At 42.7% G+C, this 19,215-nt stretch carries 20 protein-coding genes; 18 read left to right on the forward strand and 2 right to left on the reverse strand.

From position 1 onward, the window contains the following. Positions 1-362: 362 nt before the first annotated feature. Positions 363-1,256, forward strand: a complete 894-nt coding sequence (locus M1L62_RS15005; protein WP_254560398.1) for a PIG-L deacetylase family protein — start codon at positions 363-365, stop codon at positions 1,254-1,256. 50 nt (positions 1,257-1,306) lie between these two features. Here the strand turns inward: M1L62_RS15005 and nspC are convergent, their stop codons facing one another. Beyond that, a complete protein-coding gene (gene nspC, locus M1L62_RS15010) occupies positions 1,307-2,464 on the reverse strand; it encodes a carboxynorspermidine decarboxylase (protein WP_254560399.1) in 1,158 nt (385 codons plus the stop codon). 131 nt (positions 2,465-2,595) lie between these two features. Here nspC and M1L62_RS15015 point away from each other — a divergent pair, with 131 nt between their 5' ends. From M1L62_RS15015 to M1L62_RS15040, 6 genes are all read left to right on the forward strand, one after another. Then, the gene (locus M1L62_RS15015; RefSeq protein WP_254560400.1) at positions 2,596-3,183 is read left to right on the forward strand and encodes a 3'-5' exonuclease; all 588 of its coding nucleotides are present in this window, start codon (positions 2,596-2,598) and stop codon (positions 3,181-3,183) included. Then, entirely contained in the window at positions 3,180-4,061 is an 882-nt protein-coding gene (locus M1L62_RS15020) for a bestrophin family protein (protein WP_254560401.1), read from the forward strand. Before M1L62_RS15015 ends, M1L62_RS15020 begins: the two co-directional genes overlap by 4 nt. A gap of 321 nt (positions 4,062-4,382) precedes the next feature. Then, positions 4,383-4,805, forward strand: a complete 423-nt coding sequence (locus tag M1L62_RS15025; protein WP_254560402.1) for a hypothetical protein — start codon at positions 4,383-4,385, stop codon at positions 4,803-4,805. 318 nt (positions 4,806-5,123) lie between these two features. Further along, the gene (locus M1L62_RS15030; protein WP_254560403.1) at positions 5,124-6,293 is read left to right on the forward strand and encodes an MFS transporter; all 1,170 of its coding nucleotides are present in this window, start codon (positions 5,124-5,126) and stop codon (positions 6,291-6,293) included. A 91-nt stretch (positions 6,294-6,384) separates the two neighbouring features. Next, complete coding sequence (locus M1L62_RS15035; RefSeq protein WP_254560404.1) at positions 6,385-7,386, forward strand: alpha/beta fold hydrolase; 1,002 nt, start codon at positions 6,385-6,387, stop codon at positions 7,384-7,386. Between the two features lie 281 nt (positions 7,387-7,667). Next, entirely contained in the window at positions 7,668-9,290 is a 1,623-nt protein-coding gene (locus tag M1L62_RS15040; RefSeq protein ID WP_254560405.1) for a hypothetical protein, read from the forward strand. 84 nt (positions 9,291-9,374) lie between these two features. Here the strand turns inward: M1L62_RS15040 and M1L62_RS15045 are convergent, their stop codons facing one another. Then, positions 9,375-10,295 (reverse strand): sugar phosphate isomerase/epimerase family protein, encoded by a 921-nt coding sequence (locus M1L62_RS15045; protein ID WP_254560406.1) that lies wholly within the window; start codon positions 10,293-10,295, stop codon positions 9,375-9,377. A 182-nt stretch (positions 10,296-10,477) separates the two neighbouring features. Here M1L62_RS15045 and M1L62_RS15050 point away from each other — a divergent pair, with 182 nt between their 5' ends. The 11 genes from M1L62_RS15050 (at position 10,478) to M1L62_RS15100 (ending at position 19,214) form a co-directional block, all read left to right on the forward strand. Further along, positions 10,478-11,515, forward strand: a complete 1,038-nt coding sequence (locus M1L62_RS15050) for a sensor histidine kinase (protein ID WP_254560407.1) — start codon at positions 10,478-10,480, stop codon at positions 11,513-11,515. After that, complete coding sequence (locus tag M1L62_RS15055) at positions 11,512-12,204, forward strand: LytR/AlgR family response regulator transcription factor (RefSeq protein WP_254560408.1); 693 nt, start codon at positions 11,512-11,514, stop codon at positions 12,202-12,204. The genes M1L62_RS15050 and M1L62_RS15055 overlap by 4 nt, the downstream gene beginning before the upstream one ends. Before the next feature lie 249 nt (positions 12,205-12,453). Beyond that, entirely contained in the window at positions 12,454-13,131 is a 678-nt protein-coding gene (locus M1L62_RS15060; RefSeq protein ID WP_254560409.1) for a hypothetical protein, read from the forward strand. 12 nt (positions 13,132-13,143) lie between these two features. After that, positions 13,144-14,160 (forward strand): hypothetical protein, encoded by a 1,017-nt coding sequence (locus tag M1L62_RS15065; protein ID WP_254560410.1) that lies wholly within the window; start codon positions 13,144-13,146, stop codon positions 14,158-14,160. A 44-nt stretch (positions 14,161-14,204) separates the two neighbouring features. Further along, positions 14,205-15,221 (forward strand): acetate and sugar kinases/Hsc70/actin family protein, encoded by a 1,017-nt coding sequence (locus tag M1L62_RS15070; RefSeq protein ID WP_254560411.1) that lies wholly within the window; start codon positions 14,205-14,207, stop codon positions 15,219-15,221. Between the two features lie 83 nt (positions 15,222-15,304). Then, positions 15,305-15,664, forward strand: a complete 360-nt coding sequence (locus M1L62_RS15075; RefSeq protein WP_254560412.1) for a hypothetical protein — start codon at positions 15,305-15,307, stop codon at positions 15,662-15,664. 122 nt (positions 15,665-15,786) lie between these two features. Then, positions 15,787-16,452, forward strand: coding sequence for a hypothetical protein (locus M1L62_RS15080; RefSeq protein ID WP_254560413.1), 666 nt, complete (start codon positions 15,787-15,789; stop codon positions 16,450-16,452). Positions 16,453-16,546: 94 nt separating this feature from the next. After that, positions 16,547-16,834, forward strand: coding sequence for a DUF6364 family protein (locus tag M1L62_RS15085; protein ID WP_254560414.1), 288 nt, complete (start codon positions 16,547-16,549; stop codon positions 16,832-16,834). Continuing rightward, positions 16,831-17,280 (forward strand): PIN domain-containing protein, encoded by a 450-nt coding sequence (locus M1L62_RS15090; protein ID WP_254560415.1) that lies wholly within the window; start codon positions 16,831-16,833, stop codon positions 17,278-17,280. Before M1L62_RS15085 ends, M1L62_RS15090 begins: the two co-directional genes overlap by 4 nt. A gap of 6 nt (positions 17,281-17,286) precedes the next feature. Beyond that, positions 17,287-18,768 (forward strand): Eco57I restriction-modification methylase domain-containing protein, encoded by a 1,482-nt coding sequence (locus M1L62_RS15095; protein ID WP_254560416.1) that lies wholly within the window; start codon positions 17,287-17,289, stop codon positions 18,766-18,768. Next, positions 18,765-19,214: a DinB family protein gene (locus tag M1L62_RS15100; protein ID WP_254560417.1), complete on the forward strand. Its 450-nt coding sequence runs from the start codon at positions 18,765-18,767 to the stop codon at positions 19,212-19,214. The genes M1L62_RS15095 and M1L62_RS15100 overlap by 4 nt, the downstream gene beginning before the upstream one ends. The last annotated feature ends 1 nt before the right edge of the window (position 19,215 follow it).

A 19,215-nucleotide genomic window follows, 5' to 3' on the forward strand; every position in this document is an offset into this window, starting at 1 on the left:
TGATTACGGGATACAAAAGTACAGCAAAAAAGGCAGAATTTAACATCTATGCCTTGAATTATTTCTATCGCTTTCCGTAAGAGATTGTAAGTCTATACGATTAACTAGTAAAAAAATATTATTTGAACATTTCCGCGAATGCGTTTAACCGCATAAATAACCCACAAAATACAATTTTTTGAATGACCTCAACCATTTTACAAATGCTAAAAATGGATTAAAATCACTATTTTAGCAACTCGCTAAACCATATCTTAACCAAAATTTAATTTTATGAAAACTCAGAAAACAAGTAAAACCGAAAATCCGGAACGCTTAGCTCAGGCAAAATTCAGTCAGTTTAATCTGTTTCAAATTTCGTTATGAAAAGATACATTTTACTGATCGCCGCCATTTGTCTTTTCAATGGCGCAGAAGCGCAAACTGCAAAAACCCAACCATCCTCCCCTATACGCGTGATCGTTTTCGGTGCCCACCCCGACGATTGTGACCTGGGTGCCGGCGGCATTGCCACCATTTATTCTTCCATGGGTCATAAAGTTAAGTTCGTTTCGCTCACGAACGGTGACAAAGGCCATCAGGATATCGGAGGCGGTGAATTATCCAACCGCCGCCTGAAAGAGGCCAAAGAAGCAGGCAAACGTTTTGGCATCGAATACGATGTGCTTGATAACCATGACGGAGAGCTTCTGCCGACTCTGGAAAACAGGTTGTCGGTCATTCGTCTGATCCGGGAGTGGAATGCTGATATTGTGATTGCTCCGCGCACCAATGATTATCACCCCGATCACCGCACTACCGGCGTAATTGTGCAGGATGCGGCATATCTAGTGATTGTCCCCAATATTTTAAGCAGTGTGCCTCCACTGACAAAAAATCCGCTGTTCCTTTATTTCAGAGACCGGTTTCAGCGCCCGAATCCATTCCGCCCCGACATTGCAATCGACATTACGGCTAATTTGGCAAAGAAAGTAAATGGCCTTGACGCGCACGTTTCGCAATTCTACGAATGGCTCCCCTGGACAAACCAGGACCTGGAAAACGTTCCAAAAGATACAGAGGCGCGAAAAAAATGGCTTTTAGCAGCTATGGAAAAAAGATCAGCCGTAACACCGGAGATAAGGGTATCACTGGATAAATGGTATGGCAAAGAGAAAGCGGAACAGGTGAAGCAGGTAGAAGTTTTCGAGATCTGTGAGTATGGAAAACAGCCTTCCAATGAAGAAGTAAAACGGTTATTTCCGATGATCCCTTAGGGAAAAACTGACCTTACAGATGCGGATAACACCTGTAAGGTCAGTTTTTACTATGATAAACGATCTTTGAAACTTTCGTAACCGTAAGAGCGGATCAGGCGGAAAGTCTGGTCCTTTTGCCAGATACCAATGGAAGGAAGGTTAACACCGTTAAAAGTGGTTGTTTTTACCATGGTATAATGGATCATATCTTCAAAAATGATCTGATCGCCGATTTCCAGCGGTTTATCAAAAGAATAATCTCCGATAAAGTCACCAGCCAGACAGGTCATTCCGCCCATTCTGTACGTTGGTTTTCCGGATTGTGCTTCGTGATAAGCACCACGGATGACCGGCTTATATGGCATTTCCAATGTATCAGGCATGTGCGCAGCAAAAGAAGTATCCAGAATGGCAACATCAATTCCCTGACTGTCCATCACATCCAAAACCGTCGTCACAAGTTCTCCGGTTCTCCACGCAATAGCCGAACCCGGTTCCAGGATCACATCAATATTATACTTCTCACGAATCTTCTGAACAAGGCCAATCAGTTTGTCAATATCATAACCTTCCCGGGTCATCAAGTGACCACCGCCCATGTTAAGCCATTTGGCCTGATGCAAAAGATCTGCAAAACGTGATTCCAATGCTTCAAGTGTTCTTTCAAGCGTAGACGAATCATTTTCACAAAGTGAGTGAAAATGGATACCATCAATTCCTTCCGGCAACGTATCAGGCAGCTTGTCACGCGTTACACCCAAACGTGAGCCCGGCACACAGGGATTGTACATATCCGTCTCCACTTCCGAATACTGCGGATTGACCCGGATACCACAAGACAAAACATGATTCGGATTCGCAGCTTTGAAATCCTCAACCCGTGATTTGAAACGCTCCCACTGACTGAAAGAGTTAAAAGTGATATGACTGCTACGCTCCATGATCTCCGTAAACTCCTGGTCCAGATAAGCAGGCATGTAGGTGTGGGCCTGATAACCCATAAAATCGTTGATCAGTTTCACCTCATTCAGCGAACTCGCGGTAGCTCCGCTCAGATACTCCTTTACGATTGGAAAAGCACTGTACATCGAGAAACCTTTCAGCGCAAGAATGATCGTGCAACCAGCGGATTTCTGAACGTGATCTATTAAGGTAAGATTTTTACGAAGCAGTTCTTCCTCCAAAACAAAACAGGGAGACGGGATATTAGTGTAATCAATTGGCATTTTTATATACAAATGAACGATGAATCAATGAGCTAAAAGCAATGTTTTTTTACATTTGCACACAAAAGTAAAAGATTGAATTGCGAAAAACGCATTTTACAATTTTCATTTCAAATTAATAATACTGAACTATGTCCTTCCTCGTGCTTGATATTGAAATGACCGGCCCGGAGCCAGGTTGGAATGAAATCATACAGATCGGCGCCGAATTGTTTGATGATCAGTGGCGTTCGCTCGGCACGTATCTTCAAAATGTTTACCCGGAAAATGAAGAAGCCTTCACGGCAAAGTCCGAGGAAGTGCACGGATTGTCCATTGACGACCTGGAAGACGCACCGATGATTTACGAGGTAATTCCTGAATTTGAGAAGTGGATCAAAAAACTGAATGTTGGAAAACCGAATTTGTCCAATGTGATTATTTGCGGCCAGAGTGTAATATATGATATCAATTTTCTACGCTACGCCTATCGTAACGAGAAAATGAACTGGCCCTTTTCAAATAAAATGATTGATCTGCATACCGTCTCCTATTTATTTTTTATGATGCTGGAAAAGAATGGAAAATCCGTTCCGAGATCATTAAGTCTCGGCTCAGTGGCCAGCTATTTCGGTTTCGAAAGAGAAGACGAAACCCACAATGCATTGGAAGACGCGCAGCTGACGGCCAGATGTTTCAAAGAATTCTTTAAATTGATAGACAAAGTCAAACTAATATGATCGATTACAATCCAAAAGATTGGATAAAATATATATTCTACTTTCAAAAAGCTGACACGGTCAGGAAACTGATGCCACTCATTCTGGGCATCGGTGTATATTCCACGGTATTGTCTTACCTTATTCTTATCGTATGGCGGGTCGGCGAAAATACCGATCTTAAGAATATCTCCTTGATGCACTCGCTGCTCGGGTTTGTGATTTCCATGCTGCTCGTTTTTCGTACCAACACGGCTTATGACCGCTGGTGGGAAGGCCGGAAACAATGGGGCGGATTGATGAATTCCAGTCGAAATCTTTCCCTGAAAATAAGCGGGCTTGTCGGAAAAGAACATCCGCAGGAACTTGAATTTTTCAGAGTTATGATCCCAAATTATGCGTTTGCCTTCAAAAACCATCTTCGGGGCCGGTTCATTGCCAATGATTTTACAGAATTACCGGAATTCAAACAATCAGATCTGCACCTTGACGACCATATTCCTAACCAGATCGCGGCGGCCCTGTTCAGAAAATCAGTCGAATTACAGCGCAGCGGCATTATCCTGCCCGAACATGTTTTACTCTTAAATACTGAACTGGAATCCTTTACCAATATTTGCGGTGCCTGCGAAAGGATCAAAAACACCCCTATTCCATTGTCATACAGTTCTTTCATCAAGAAATTCATTTCGATGTATTGCATAACGCTTCCGATCGGTTATGTTTTCAGCCTGCATTTTCTGGTGATTCCTTTCGTCATGTTCGTTTTTTACGTCCTGGCCAGTCTTGAAGTAATCGCAGAAGAAATCGAAGATCCGTTTGGTGTCGACGCAAACGACCTGCCTATCGACCGGATTTGCCAGGGTATACAAACCTCTGCCAACGCCCTGTTGAAGTAACCACCGGTTTTAGTACATTTTCGTGATCAATTCTTAAAAAGTCATTAGAATTCACTCAAATTTAATTTATTTTTCAGGACGTCATTTAAACCCGAATTTTCGGGTTTAATCATCTTTTTTGAGTAATGACAGTAAATTAAAAGGCACTTCCCTTCATTTTGCAATTTTCCGCTAATTATTGCATTATTCTTCTCCCGATTTTTCAAAATTTGTTAAAAACCGCGATTCCGCCCGAATTAGGTACTTTCCAAATGATCGTGTTACTTGCATATGATCCTCAGGGATTGTTATTTATTATTCACCAGATAACCATCGATTCATATGTATAAGTCACCCTTCATCATAGCTGTTTTGTTATCGGCAGGATTAATTTTTAACTCTGCCAATGCACAATCATCTAATCAGGTTGATCCGGGCATATCAACGCATAATTATAAACATCCTAATAAAGCTGCGAAAGCCAAGGCTCAGCGTACAGATGAAATTGTTGTGTCAAACATCAATACCATCGAGACATACAGTAAGCAGCAAAATAGCCGTTACGTGAGTACAACTCCTAAATATGCGCCACGTGCCACGCCATTGGTGCTGAACAGGACGTATCAAAAAGAAGGCGTTGATATTAATCCGCTGATATCGCCAAGAAATTATAAGACGCCGAACGTTGCGGATAAAAGTCAAAAAACAACGGTCGTTAGTTTAGACAGCAGAGCGGATTCGCTGGTTAGCTCGACTGGCAATTAGAGTTTAGAAAATTGGATTAAAAAACCGGTTCCGAAAGGTTCCGGTTTTTTTGTTGCCCGATGGTTTCGGTTCCCTTTTTCCAGCAAATGTTCCTCAAAAACGAAAGTTCTTTAAAAAGTACAAAATGTACCTTTTTTTATTATTGAAATAATACAAATTAATGAAATTTAATTTGAACCAATAGCGTTAATACTTCAAACAGAGGAAGAATATAGAACCGAACCCTGATTAGATTAACACCATAAAGAATTTACGAACTTCTGCGAAATATTATATTTAACAATAGTTAGAACAAGTCGCGGATAAACTTTAATACACATGTCATATACTATTCTAGCCCCGTCCCAATCCCAGTCGAAAAAATATCTCCGGCTTGCTGTCGCTGCTTTTTTCTTTGTTCAGGGATTGAGTTTTGCAGCCTGGGCGAGCCGGATTCCGGATATCAAAAATATGCTGCACCTTACCGAAGGAGGTTTGGGAACTGTTTTGCTGGCATTACCACTGGGACTTATGGCAAGTTTGCCAATCTCGGGTTGGATGGTTACCAAATACGGCAGTAAAAAGATGGTCCTTTTCGGAGCTATTCTTTACGCCATCACATTGACCTTTATCGGTTTTGCTACCAGAACGGAACACCTCGTAATTGTACTTTTTGCTTTCGGTCTTTGGGGGAACCTTTGTAACATCGCGGTAAATACACAGGCTGTCGCGGTAGAGCAGGTATATGGCAAATCGATCATGGCTTCATTTCACGGATTGTGGAGCCTTGCAGGTTTCGTCAGTGCGATGATCGGGACATTGTTTATCTCGATTAACATCCCGCCGCATATTCACTTCATGGTTATCGCAGTTGTTGCGTTCGCTATTATTTTCACTGCCTATAAACACACGATGCCTGACAGCGAAAAAAGTCAGGATGAAGAACAACCGATGTTTGTAAAACCCGACCGCGATCTGTTAATGTTAGGTTTGATCGGTTTTTGTGCAATGGTTTGTGAAGGCGCCATGTTCGACTGGTCAGGGGTGTATTTCATGGAAGTGGTAAAAGTGCCTGCATCTATGAAAACCATGGGATATGTTGCTTTCATGGGAACCATGACAGGCGGCCGTTTCGCTGGTGACTGGCTTGCAAACAAAATCGGCAGAAAGAAAATGCTTCAGATAAGCGGTTTGTTTATGGCCAGCGGTTTAGCCATAGCGGTATTTTTACCATACATGGCCACAGCGACTTTCGGATTATTATTAGTAGGTTTCGGAGTTTCCTCTGTGGTACCCCTGGTTTACAGCGCAGCCGGAAGATCAACAACGATGTCGGCAGGTATGGCGTTAGCCGCCGTATCTTCAATCAGCTTTATCGGCTTCCTGATCGGTCCTCCCCTAATCGGGATCGTCGCTCAGTTCGCTGACTTGCGTTTTTCTTTCGCGGTTGTCGGGATGCTTGCTTTCTGTACAACGCTGCTGTCTTCAAAAGCAAAATTGATTCAATAGTTTGAGCCTGATTTAGGATTAAACCATAGTTTGGTATATTTTTAGTAGCCTGGATGATAACCTTTCATCCAGGCTATTTTTTAATTACGATATGAAAACAATACTGTTCACAGCCATGCTGGCCATGCTCTCTTTTCAGCTAAAAGCACAGAATGACTCGCTCCGCAACCTCGATATCAATCTTGAAAATTATCAGTATCCCTTTCCCGTGTCATTTCTGGACATGATTATTCAGGGAGAAAAACTAAAAATGGCTTTTATGGATATCCGGCCCGAAAAGCCGAACGGCAAAACGGTCGTTCTCCTGCATGGAAAAAACTTTAACGGAGCGTATTGGGCAGAAACCGCCAGGGCTTTAACGAATTCTGGCTTTCGCGTGGTTATTCCCGATCAGATCGGATTCGGAAAATCTTCCAAACCGGCACATTTCCAATATTCGTTTCATCAGCTGGCAGCCAATACGAGGAAAATACTGGACACTTTAAAAATATCATCAGTCACTGTATTAGGCCATTCGATGGGTGGCATGGTCGCTTCACGATTTGCGCTGATGTATCCGCAAATGGTTGAAAAACTTGTGCTTGAAAACCCGATCGGACTGGAAGATTACAAGCTGAAAGTGCCGTATCAGTCAGTCGATCAATGGTATCAGAGTGAACTGAAAAGTAATTTTGAGTCCATAAAAAAATACCAGCTCAACAGTTATTACGACGGAAAATGGAAACCGGCTTACACGCGATGGGTTAATCTTTCTGCCGGCTGGACGCTTAACAAGGATTATCCAAAGGTCGCCTGGAACAATGCGCTTACTTATGACCTGATCATGACCCAGCCCGTGGTATATGAGTTACCAAACATTCAGACACCAACGCTACTCATCATCGGGCAGCGCGACCGCAGTGCCGTTGGCAAAAACTATGCTTCCGCAGAAGACCAGAAAACAATGGGCAATTATCCCGAACTTGGAAAGAAGACGCACTCGGTTATTAAAAACAGTCAGTTGGTTGAGCTGGACAATATCGGCCACCTTCCACATATTGAAGATTTTGACCGGTTTATCAAACCATTGCTGAACTTCCTGAACCAGCCTTGACCAATCATCTCCGTATCTAAAAAATCACATTTCAGTTTTCGTTAAAACCCACAAAAATCCAGGCTTCCACCACACGATAACTAAGATTTTTTGCTTGTTTGATATGATTAGCCTATTTTTAGTATGAGCTTTCCTATCAGACAAAATGCAGGTCAAGACAAAGGATCCTACGCCATACAGGAAATTTCATATTTTTCGATTTACCAATCTCACTTCATCATACGAATAGCATAGCCAATTAACCGCCAAACCTCAACCTATGAATATACATTACCCTCTCTATGATTCATCATTTATATTTTAAGCTTTCTGTTTTTCTTGTTTTATTGATTGTCAGCGGCTGTTTATCAAAGTTTTACATGCTGCCGGAAGGGAATAAATTGTCATCACAACGGGCAATTGTTTACTTATTCCTCTTACTGACGGTAACATTTCTGGTTCGTCTTCCATACGTTGTCGATGTGGAGCTTAATATTGACACCAGTACCTGGCTAAGTGCCGTGATCGCCATTAAACATTATCCTGATCAGCTCTGGACATTTTTAAATTATACAGATTCCCGCCCGTTAACTGTACTGCCGTTACTTATCGTCTCATTTTTAGGAATTCACACAGGGTATTATGTTTCTGAGTGCGTTGGAATTATTTTCTGGCTGGGATCGGTATTTTTCCTTTTCAAAACCCTGAATTTATTTCTCACAAAACAGGCAAGTTTACTGATTTGTTGGGGGCTGTGTCTGTTGATAGGAACCATGTATTTGTCCGATTACACCTCCTACAACTCCGAACAGGTCGGTATTTTGATGTTGTCGGCCGCTGTGTATGGTTACACAAGTTATCTCAAAAAAATACGCAGTAGCCATCTGCTAATCCTGGGAACCGGTTTTATCCTGGGAAACCTGCCTTTCGTAAAATTTCAGAATGTACCGATGGGACTGCTCATTGCCGGATTTTTTCTGTTTGAAATTATCAACCGGAAGGAATGGAAAAAGGCGTTTTTGTTGATTACAGGCGGCATTCTTCCAACCCTGCTCATTAATATCTATTATATTTCACAGGGAAAGCTGGAAATGTTCTGGAATAACTACTTCTGGAATTACTTTTATTACTCATACACGACACAATTTTCCAGTGTGCCCATCGGAGAACGTTTTAACCCGATACGTGTTGCAAAATTCATTTACAATTCCCAGAATTCCAGGGTCTATCTGCTGACGGTCACTGCCCTTATCATGGCCTGTCTGGCAACAGGTTACAAATCTGTTTTTTCGGCAAAAAATCCGGTCAGAACCGTCCTGCTCTTTGGTTTTCTTTTCATTCTGGTAAGTTTGTATTCCCTTTTTCAATCGGGTAATTCTTTCCAGCATTACCGGTTATATCTTTTCATTCCGCTGACATTATTCTTCGGGCTCCTGACAGGAATTTTATCCGCTGAACGTCAGAAGTTGATGCTCATGATATTTCTGTCACTGTCTACGCTCGCAGCCGGCATTAATATGCTTGCCAGACCTGAAAGTGTAGACATGTCACACGCCGATCTCGACCGTAAAATCGTGCAGCGCATCAAAGCCAACTCCTCCGAAAAAGATCCTATTGTCATTTGGGGCTGGCGCGACCAGCTTTATGTGCATGCCAACAGGCCGATGGGCTACCGCGATGCCCACACGTTCCACTTTTCGCTTAAATCTGAATTAATCCCTACATGGACAGCCGATTTAATGGCCGATTTACAAACCAATAAACCGCTGTTGTTCATTGATACAACGCAGCCGGAGGATTATTCCATTTTCAGTAAAATTTTGGTTGCCCATGAAAAAATACCCGCTGTCCAACAATACGTTAGCCGGTTTTACCACCTGATTGACACCATTGACGGGACACGGATCTACAAGAGAAACAACTGATCCTGGCAAAAGAAAATCCGTACTATTTGACGCATCATCAGCTGATATCATTCAATAGTACGGATTTAGAGCGCAAAGAAATGTCTATCCCAGGAACTGTTTCAGATAATTGCGGCTCGTTAGAATAGCCGTTTGAACATCCTGAATGTTAGACTCATAAGCCTTATCTTCCACCTCGATCACAACGGGACCTCTATATCTCACGTCCGTCAACGCGCCAAAAAATCCGCGCCAGTTAACATCACCAAGGCCTGGCAGTTTGGGAGAATGATATTCCAAAGGGTTTACCATGATGCCTACTCGATCGAGCTTGTCTTTATATAATTTCACATCTTTCAAATGAATGTGATGTAACCTGTCTTTGTAACCATAAATCGGCTTTATCTCATCCATCATCTGCCAGATCATGTGTGAAGGGTCGTAATTCAGACCAAAAATACGGCTCGGTATAATCTCGAACATACGGTCCCAAACGGCAGGGCTTATCGCCAGGTTTTTTCCGCCCGGCCATTCATCATCCGTGAAAAACATCGGGCAGTTTTCAATCGCAAGTTTCACATTATTTTCCTCCGCAACCTTCACGATCGCAGGCCAGACATCGGCAAACGTCGCCAGGTTATCCTTGATACTTTTGGAAGGATCGCGGCCTATGAAAGTTGTAACCACCGGAATATCCAGTTTGGCGGCTCCGCGGATAACCTGCTTGATGTGTTCCAGATAAAATTCTGACTTAACCGGATCCGGGTCCAGTGGATTTGGATAATACCCAAGTGCTGAAATACTCACCTGAGCCTCATTCAGAGCATATTTTATTTCTGAAACCTTTTTATCAGTCAGGTTATTGACATCAATATGCGTGACGCCGGCATATCTTCTGCTATCGGCGTTGTCGGCCGGCCAGCACATCATTTCCACACATGAAAAGCCGTTGTGGCTTGCAAATTTAACGACATGTTCAAATCCAAAATCGGCTAATATGGCACTATTAAAACCTAATTTAAGCATAACAAAAGGGATTAGTATATTGAAATCTGTTTTTGTAAAAATCCGGAAATCTCTACAACTTATAACCGTGAAATTAAGGATTACCTTTTAAAATAACGCGAATTACCGACACATTCCGGGCAAATACCGCAAAGGTTTTTTAGTAAACTTCCGGTTTCGTACATTTCTGAAAATTGACACCGATGAAAATATCAAAAGTCAGGATTCTCAGCCATATATTTCTCATTATTGCTTTCCTGGCATTACCCTACATCTTTGCCCCAACAGGCTTCCCGAGTTTCGCGGAACTGGAAAAGAATGCCCATGAACGAACCCATCTGGCTTCTTATATTCTGATGCTGGCGTTTTTCTATTTTCATTATTATGAGTTGCTGCCAAAATACTACTTCAACAAAAAGTATGTCATTTACGGAGCTGCTATCCTTTGCTTTTTCGCCGGGTTGATCCTGCTCATACATCTGCTGGACAAGCCTCATGGAATGCCCAGAGCGTTTCCTGGCCCGCCCCCGCGTACCATGAAATTTGATAAGCCGCCAGGTGCTTTTGAAAACAGTCAGACCATGTTCCTCTTTCTCGTCGGTCTATTTGTTTCATTCGCCTTGCGTATCAATGACCGGCTAAAAAGAGCCGAACGGGAAAAACTTCATAGCCAATTGTCGTACCTTAAAGCGCAGATTAACCCGCATTTCCTTTTCAATACACTAAACAGCATTTATTCGCTGGCAATAGAAAAGTCGGACCGGACAGCCGACGCCGTTGTGATGCTTTCCTCGCTCATGCGTTATGTGATACGTGATGCGAGCGAAAGTATGGTACCGTTGAACAAAGAAATCGAGTATATCAAAAACTATGTATCGCTCCAAAAATTCAGACTGGACGATACCGTTTCGATCGATTTTCAGGTCCATGGCATCGTATCAAACAAACAGATTGCACCGCTAATATTGATATCATTCATCGAAAATGCGTTTAAATATGGCGTTAATCCGGAGCAGAAGTCATTAATTGAAATCTCTATAACCTTAAACAACGGCCAGCTCTCCATGCATGTTGCCAATAGCAAACTGCGAATCAGCAGTAACGAAGAAGAATCGTCCGGCGGTATCGGTATTGGGAATACCCGTACGAGGCTCGAACTGCTGTACCCTGCCAAACATGTACTGACCATTCAGGACAACCCGGATACTTTCATTATTGATTTAAAACTTGATCTGTCATGATACGAGCCATTGCCCTGGACGATGAACCGCCGGCGCTGCGTATTCTCACGAATTTCAGCAGTCGTGTCGATTTTGTGGACTTACAAAAAACATTCAGCAGGACGGACGACGCCATGCATTATCTTGAAAATTTCCCCATTGACCTTATTTTTCTTGATATCAATATGCCGTCCATGTCCGGACTCGAATTTTATCAGGTCATCCCGCATGAAGCAATGGTTATTTTTACGACAGCCTATGCCGAACATGCCGTCGAAGGGTTTAACCTGAACGCGGTCGATTACTTATTGAAACCTTTCACATTTGAACGTTTTCAGCAGGCGACCAACAAAGCAAAAGATTATTACAGTTTCAAAAATCCGTCCGAAACAGCGGCTTCGAAATATCTGCTGGTCCGTGCCGATTACAGTTTGCACAAAATTGCCTTTTCAGACATATTATTTATAGAAGGCCTGGACGACTACCTGAAAATCCACATCCAAAATTCAAAACCGCTCGTCGTGCGTATGACGATGAAATCCATGCTTCAAAAATTACCTGAACAGGATTTTATCCGGGTGCACCGTTCATTCATTATCCCTTTTGACCGGATTGAAAATGTCCGGAATAAAATCATCAGCCTGGCGGGTGAAGAAATCCCCGTCGGGTCCAGCTATGAAGAAGCGTTTGGGAAAAGATTTAAATCATAACGACTGCATTATTTAACCTGCTAAATTGAATAACCCGGACTTCGAAAGAGGCCCGGGATTTTTTTGCCGCAAAATAAATTCATCAAGGAAAAATAACCTCCATCAATCCCCGCTACCATTTGTAACTATACTGCACTGATAAATCACATGAATTTTAGTAATATTGACATAAGAAAGCGGAAAACCGGCGAAAATCCTGCCCTATGACGCTTTCCATAATGAGTATCAACCAACAAATTTCAATTGAACATGGCAGATTCTGAACCTGGTATCGGTAAAAAGATACTGAGCTTTTTCATCAACGAGAGTACAGAACCTACACAAGTTACACCGGTTCCTGAGGCACCGGCCGAGCAGCCGAAACCTGCTGCGGCACCAACCGTACCCAACGTTGCCGGAACGGCAAATGTCGACCGGAAATTCGTCGAGCATTTTGTGGATTTACTGGAAAAGGCCAACCTGCCCGGACCCGATTATTTCGAGTTCAAACAGGCGCTTCAAAGCATGGACAGCCTGGGATTGGGAGAAGAAAAACAGTTTCAGGCGGCTTGGGCCAGTTTTAAGGCCATGGGCGGTGTAAAGGATAATTCGATTCTGAAAACATCAGCAGATCAATACCTTGCCATTTTAAATAAAGACCGGGAGTCGTTTTTAAAGGATGTAGAAAAGGCTATAAAAGAAAGGGTCGGTTCGCTGACGGACGAAGTGAAAAAACTTGAAGACAATAACCTGGCTTATGCACAGGAAATTGCTAACCTTCAAAAGAAAATCGACGACAACAAAAATCGTTTGGGACAGATTTCGGGTGAGGTTTCCGAACAAAGCGCCAAACTGAACGCCAACCGTGACAGCTTTGAGATTACCTATCATAGCTTCGTGGAGCAAATAAATTCTGACCTCAATAAAATTAATCAATACCTTAAATAGATACCTTCAACCATGGCATCACCAGACTTTACTCAAATCGGCGGCTCACAAGAGGATATTTCCAAGCGGTCATATTGGAGCAAGCCGGAAGGGATTACTTCGCTACTTTTTCTCGGCGGCCTAGGAGCCGCAGGGTTATACTACTGGAATAAACTCGCGGCATTTTTAATTGAAGTGACACAGAACACCTTGTATCTCGGTGCTTTGCTTGCATTGCTTGCAGTTTTGGTTTTTCTTTTTACCAGCAAAGATGTTCGCACGGCCGTTTTCTTCCTTTTTAAAACGCTGATGCGTAAAATCACAGGGCTGATCATCAAACTTGATCCTATTGCGATCATGAAGATTTATATTGATGACCTGAAAGAAAAACGGGAAAAAATGCAGGGACAGATCAATATTCTGGCCGGGCAACTGGTGAAGCTGAATAGAAAGATCACGGAAAACAACGAGGAGATCAAGCAGAAGTTTGCAGAAGCCAACAAAGCAAGTCAGATGACAGACCGCCCTGGTATGAAGGAAACGGCTTCTTTGGCAACAATTGAAGGCGCCGGCTTGCAGGAAATGAACGAAAAGCTGTTTCCACTGCAACGTAATATGAAAACGATTCTTGAATTTATGGAAAAAGTAAACAAGAGCGCTGATTATATTATCAAGGAAACAGAAATCAAGGTAAAACTGAAAGAAGCAGAATACCGGATCGTGAAAGAGAGCTCGAATGCGCTGAGAACCGCTGTGAGCATTTTTAAAGGGAATCCTGATAAGAAGTTCTATTTCGACGAATCTATGGAGTACATCCAGGATGACATGAGCCTGAAATTGGGAGAAATGAAACGTGCTATGGATCTTTCACTTGACTTTATCAACGGTGTGGACGTTCAAAACGGATTATTGTCGGACAAAGGTCAGGCGATGCTTGAAGCATACAATAAGGGAGATTTTAAACTGATACAGCTGGACACCGCGTCAAATCTGCCTACCCGTTCGATCGATCCTCCGAAAGGTTCCAGTTACAAAGGCTTGCTTGATTAACCCGATTCTAACCATTACATTTTTCAATTTACTTTAAACAAACAATGAAAAGACTAACCGTTGCCGGAAGATTATTAATTACAGCCCTGGTTATAGGAGCCATTTTTGTTGGCTATAAATATTTTGGCGGCCAGCAAGCGCTTGAAAAAGTAGCGCAGGAACAAAAATCAGAAGCGGATGTTGCCACCACAACTACGGAATCCAGTGAAAGTTCAGAAGCCGCTTCAACAGACAATCAGGCTACCGATAGCCCCAAAGAAGTATTCAGTTATGCTGCGCCAGACCCTGTTGACGGGAAATTGAAAGGTGTCGTAGAGCTTGGTGCCAGTGGATTTAACTCTTTCATTATCAAAGTGGACAGCCAGAAACGCTGGAAACTGGAAAAGTCAGAGTTCGGAAACAGCCTTGTGACAGAAAACATGGCAACGGACGAAGATGTGCGCATCGGTCTGAAAAAATACATCGGAACCATGCTTGATTTCGGTGTTGGCAAGAAAGACATTCACTTTGTAGTAAGCTCTGGTGCTGCAAAGGCAGACGTTACCAAAAAAATTACCGCCGCTCTGAAATCGCTTGGTTATGTTGTTAACCAGGTAACAGCTGAACAGGAAGGACAACTTGCGCTGAAATCTGTTTTACCTACGGAATATGCCAGCAAAGCCTTTGTTGTGGATATTGGATCAGGAAATACGAAAATTTCCTGGATCGAAGGCAGCGGTATCAAAGCCATTGAGTCCTACGGCGCCAAATATTTCCAGGATGGCACGGAAGACAAAAAAGTTTATGATGAAGTTACTGCCAAGTCAAAACAAGTACCTTCGGGCTTGCGTAAAACAGCATTTATCATTGGCGGCGTACCGTTCGAAATGGCGAAGGAAGTTCGCAAAGACAAAGAGCGTTACACGGTTTTGAGTGCGCCGGCATATTATGCAAAACTTACCAATGCAAAATCAAAAGCGGGTGTAAACATTTACAAGGCTGTTGGAGATGCCACAGGTTGCCAGCAATTTGTTTTCGACTGGGATGCCAACTTTACAATTGGTTTCTTATTAACTTTATAAAATTATCATAATAAGGTGAAGGGAGGAATGGAGAGAAGGGTTGTCCCCTGCCCCATTGCTCCCTTTTCGTTTTTAAAGTATACATGACACTTCGCGATTTATTTGATCAGGTTTCTTCCAATTACTGGCCTCTGGCTTTGTACTTTATTCTGTTGCCTGTAATTGCCTGGATCGTCGGGCAGGTTGCCAACGGAAGCCGTGACGTTCGGTTTTGGGGTTTTGTTTATGCGGTTCTGGTTTATGCAGTCTGTATTCCGGGAATCTTCGCGGTAACACTCAATATCTATCTTTTCCTGTTTGAAAGGCAAAGTATCTGGCAAGCCAACATCATCATGCAGTTTCTGCCTGTCATTTCAATGGCACTTACACTGATGATTATCAAACAGAAAATCCCGTTCTCGATGATACCGGGCTTCGGAAAGCTCTCGGGATTTCTTACGTAGATCACGGCGCTAATCGGCGTGATGTGGTTTCTCGACCGGATACATCTGGTGGCCTTCACCTACGTACCTTTTGTCTACATCGTCGTAGGTTTTGTCGGCGCATTAGTGCTCATTAGATTTGCGTGGAGCAAACTGTTTTGAGAAATAGCTTTTACATACAAATCTCAGTCACTGACGAGCAGAAGCAATATGCTCGTCAGCTGGTTGAATATTCACTAAAAAATCATCAGGTTGCCAATATCTGGGACCATCACAATGACCGGTTACCGCAGACCAGAATGTTGCGGTATACCGGAACGCTGGGTGAGATTGTCTTCGCCGACCTTTATCACCTGCCCCGCCCCCTCAAATCATTTGGAGCTGTCGACGGCCAGGACTGGGGACAAGATTTCCTGATCAAATCGGAAAACGATACCTTTTCTGTCGATATTAAATCCATGAAAAGGCGCTCGGGCAATTTAGCTGCCGATTTTGTGCTGAATATCCCGGCACATCAGCTGCGCAAAACCGGTTCAAAAACATCTCACTATTTCTGCATATCCTTTCATCAATCTGAAACACAGGGGACCATCGCCTCCCTGATCGGCTTTATGGACAAGCAGGCTCTGGAAACCGGCGAAATCGGGCAGCTTTATAAAGCAGGAACAAAACGCATCAGACACGACCAAACCTCTTTTACTTTCTACGAGGATACCTATGAAATTTTGCTGAAAGATATTGATTCGCCGGTAGTGACGGATCATATTCGGAGCGCAGCAGGATATCGGGTTTGTTATTTGACGGCTTGAAAAATATACGTATATTTGACTTAAAAATCAGAAACACACGTATATTTTCAATCTTAGAAAATCTTTATTTAAGGAATAATTTATTGATTCTAAAATGAAATCTGTCAAAGAGCCCAAGGTCAAACTCACACTGACGGTAAAAAAATCCGCGATTGACGAGGCGAAAAAATATGCTTCCCAGGCTGGCACCTCCTTGTCCAATATTGTGGAAGATTATCTTGTAAATTATTCCAAAAATAAACAGGAGCCGAAATCCGACACAAGGGATTTTAAACAGTCATTGGCATACCAGCTGATGGGCTTCGCCAAGGACGGACCTATAAGCTCCATGACGGATGACGAGATTAAGAATTTACGGATTAAGGAAAGGTTTAATTTATGACTTTGTTTTTTGATACCAATGCTTTAATAGACCATGCCTTGGTAAGACAGACCGGCCAACCGATGGAAATTGCCTATATTATTTTTTGGGCTGAAAATGAGAAGGTTCGAATTCTGATATCCTCTGGAAGTTTTTACACCTTTGCTTATGTTTTACAGAAAAACGGAGTCCGGCGAGAAGAACTGAGGAATAAGTTGAAGGAATACCTCAAACTTATTACCGTTGCCGACACGAATAATGAGGTGTTGCTTAAAGGCCTGGATTCTTCTTTCACCGATCTTGAAGATTCATTACAATATATGACAGCCGTTAAAGCCAAATGTGATTATCTCATTACCTCAAACGTGACTGATTTTAAGGCAAATAAAAAAGACAAAATTCTACCAATAACCCCGGGTGATTTTGTTACAAAGGTTCTGGGTAAGAAAAAAGGAATTGATTACTAGCAGTTAATGGCATCTCAAACCCGCACTTACGATAAGAAAAAATTACTCGGACAGGTATATACACCGCTCCATATTGTGGAAAAAATCCTGCAAGACACGGGTTTCCATCAAATGGATTTCGGGAAGCAAACGATTCTGGATCCGGCATGCGGTGACGGACGTTTCCTGATCGCCATTGCTCAGTACATTATCGATAACTCTGCATCAGAAGATTTAAAACAAAATCTTGAAAATATAAACGGCTGGGATATTGACGAGCAGGCTATTAACTTTTGCAGACATAACCTCGACGAACTGGTATCGCCCTTCGGGTTGGAAATAACATGGAAGCTGCGTCATCTGGACGCGCTCGAACAGATAGACAGTGACGAAAAATTTGATCTAATCATCGGAAATCCGCCCTATATCAGGATACAAAACCTCCCCGCCTCACTGCGCCGCTTCGTTCAGAAAAAATATTCCTTTTGCTACTCAGGCTCCACCGATGCATATGTTGCATTTTTTCAGCTTGCCGGCTGTTTGCTGGCTGAAAACGGTACCTGCGGACTGATCACGCCCAATTCTTTTCTTAGCTCAGAAGCCGGGAAACCGTTGCGCACTTATTTTGTCGAGAATAATAATCTGATCCGTATCACCAATTATCGCTCTGTACGTATTTTCGGCAACACAGGCACCTATGCAGCCATAACCGTTTTTGGAAAGCAATCATCAAACACGTTCCATTATGAACTCAGCGATTATGAGTTCCAGTACGGTGGTCGCGATATCCCCTTTGCTGAGCTCGAAACAGCCGGCCAGTGGCACCTTTCCGTATCCAAAACATCGGTGCTGGACGGCATTTCACTCGGCGAATTATGCCAGATTTCAGTAGGAATCACGACACTGGCGGACAATCTGTTTCTGTTTACGATTGTTGAAGAAATTGGTCATAACGTTGATGCGGTCAGTAAAAAAGGTATTGTCAGCCGGCTTGAAAAAGACATTCTGAAACCCGTAGTGAAGGGTTCCAAGCTCAAAAAGTCCACGGATCCGATTACCGAGTACATCCTTTTCCCTTATGAAAAAGATGAATGCGGAAAACACAAGATCATTCCGGAAAAAGAACTCAAAGCCAAATATCCAAATGCTTTCAAGTATTTAAAAAGCGTTAAGCCTGAACTTTTGAAACGCGATAACGGGAAAACAAATCCGGTTGGCTGGTATGCTTTTGGTCGCGCCCAGGGTTTGGATTCGTCTTTCGGCAGAAAGATCATTTTTTCCCCGATGAACCGTTTCCCCAATTTTGTGTTGTATGACAACCCCGACTGCACCGTATATTCGGGTTATTTTATTAAATATGAAGGTGAATATGAGCCCTTATTATCACAACTCAATTCCCAGCGCATGGCCGATTTTATAGCGATAGCCGGCCGGGATTTTCAGGGCGGATACAAAGGGTATAATAAAAAAGTAGTCGAAAATTTCATCATAACGGACATTATGCAATGATTATCGTAACCGAATCACTTGAAAGGCTTCGTCATTTATGCGACATCATTCCGCCACTACTGGAACAAATTCCCGAGTCAGACTTTGTGTTTCAACCTTCTCCTCAAAAATGGAACAAAAAAGAAATTCTTGGGCATCTGATCGATAGCGCGGCCAACAATCACCAGCGTTTCATCAGGATTCAATATGAGAACGAGCCCATAATTTTCTACAATCAAAACCAGTGGGTGAATCTGAGCCATTATAAAGATATGGACACACACCATCTCATAAAATTCTGGAAATTATACAACCTGCATCTTACCGAACTTATCAAGTTTATTCCGGAAGAAAACCTACGCCTGAACGGTGTCGGTGGTGACGGACGGAAATTCCCGCTGCATTTTTACATTCAGGATTACGTTACCCATCTTGAACATCATCTTAAACAGCTGGTGACTTACTAAG

This window comes from Dyadobacter diqingensis (assembly GCF_024220585.1).
In the GTDB taxonomy this organism is placed as follows: Bacteria; Bacteroidota; Bacteroidia; order Cytophagales; family Spirosomataceae; genus Dyadobacter; species Dyadobacter diqingensis.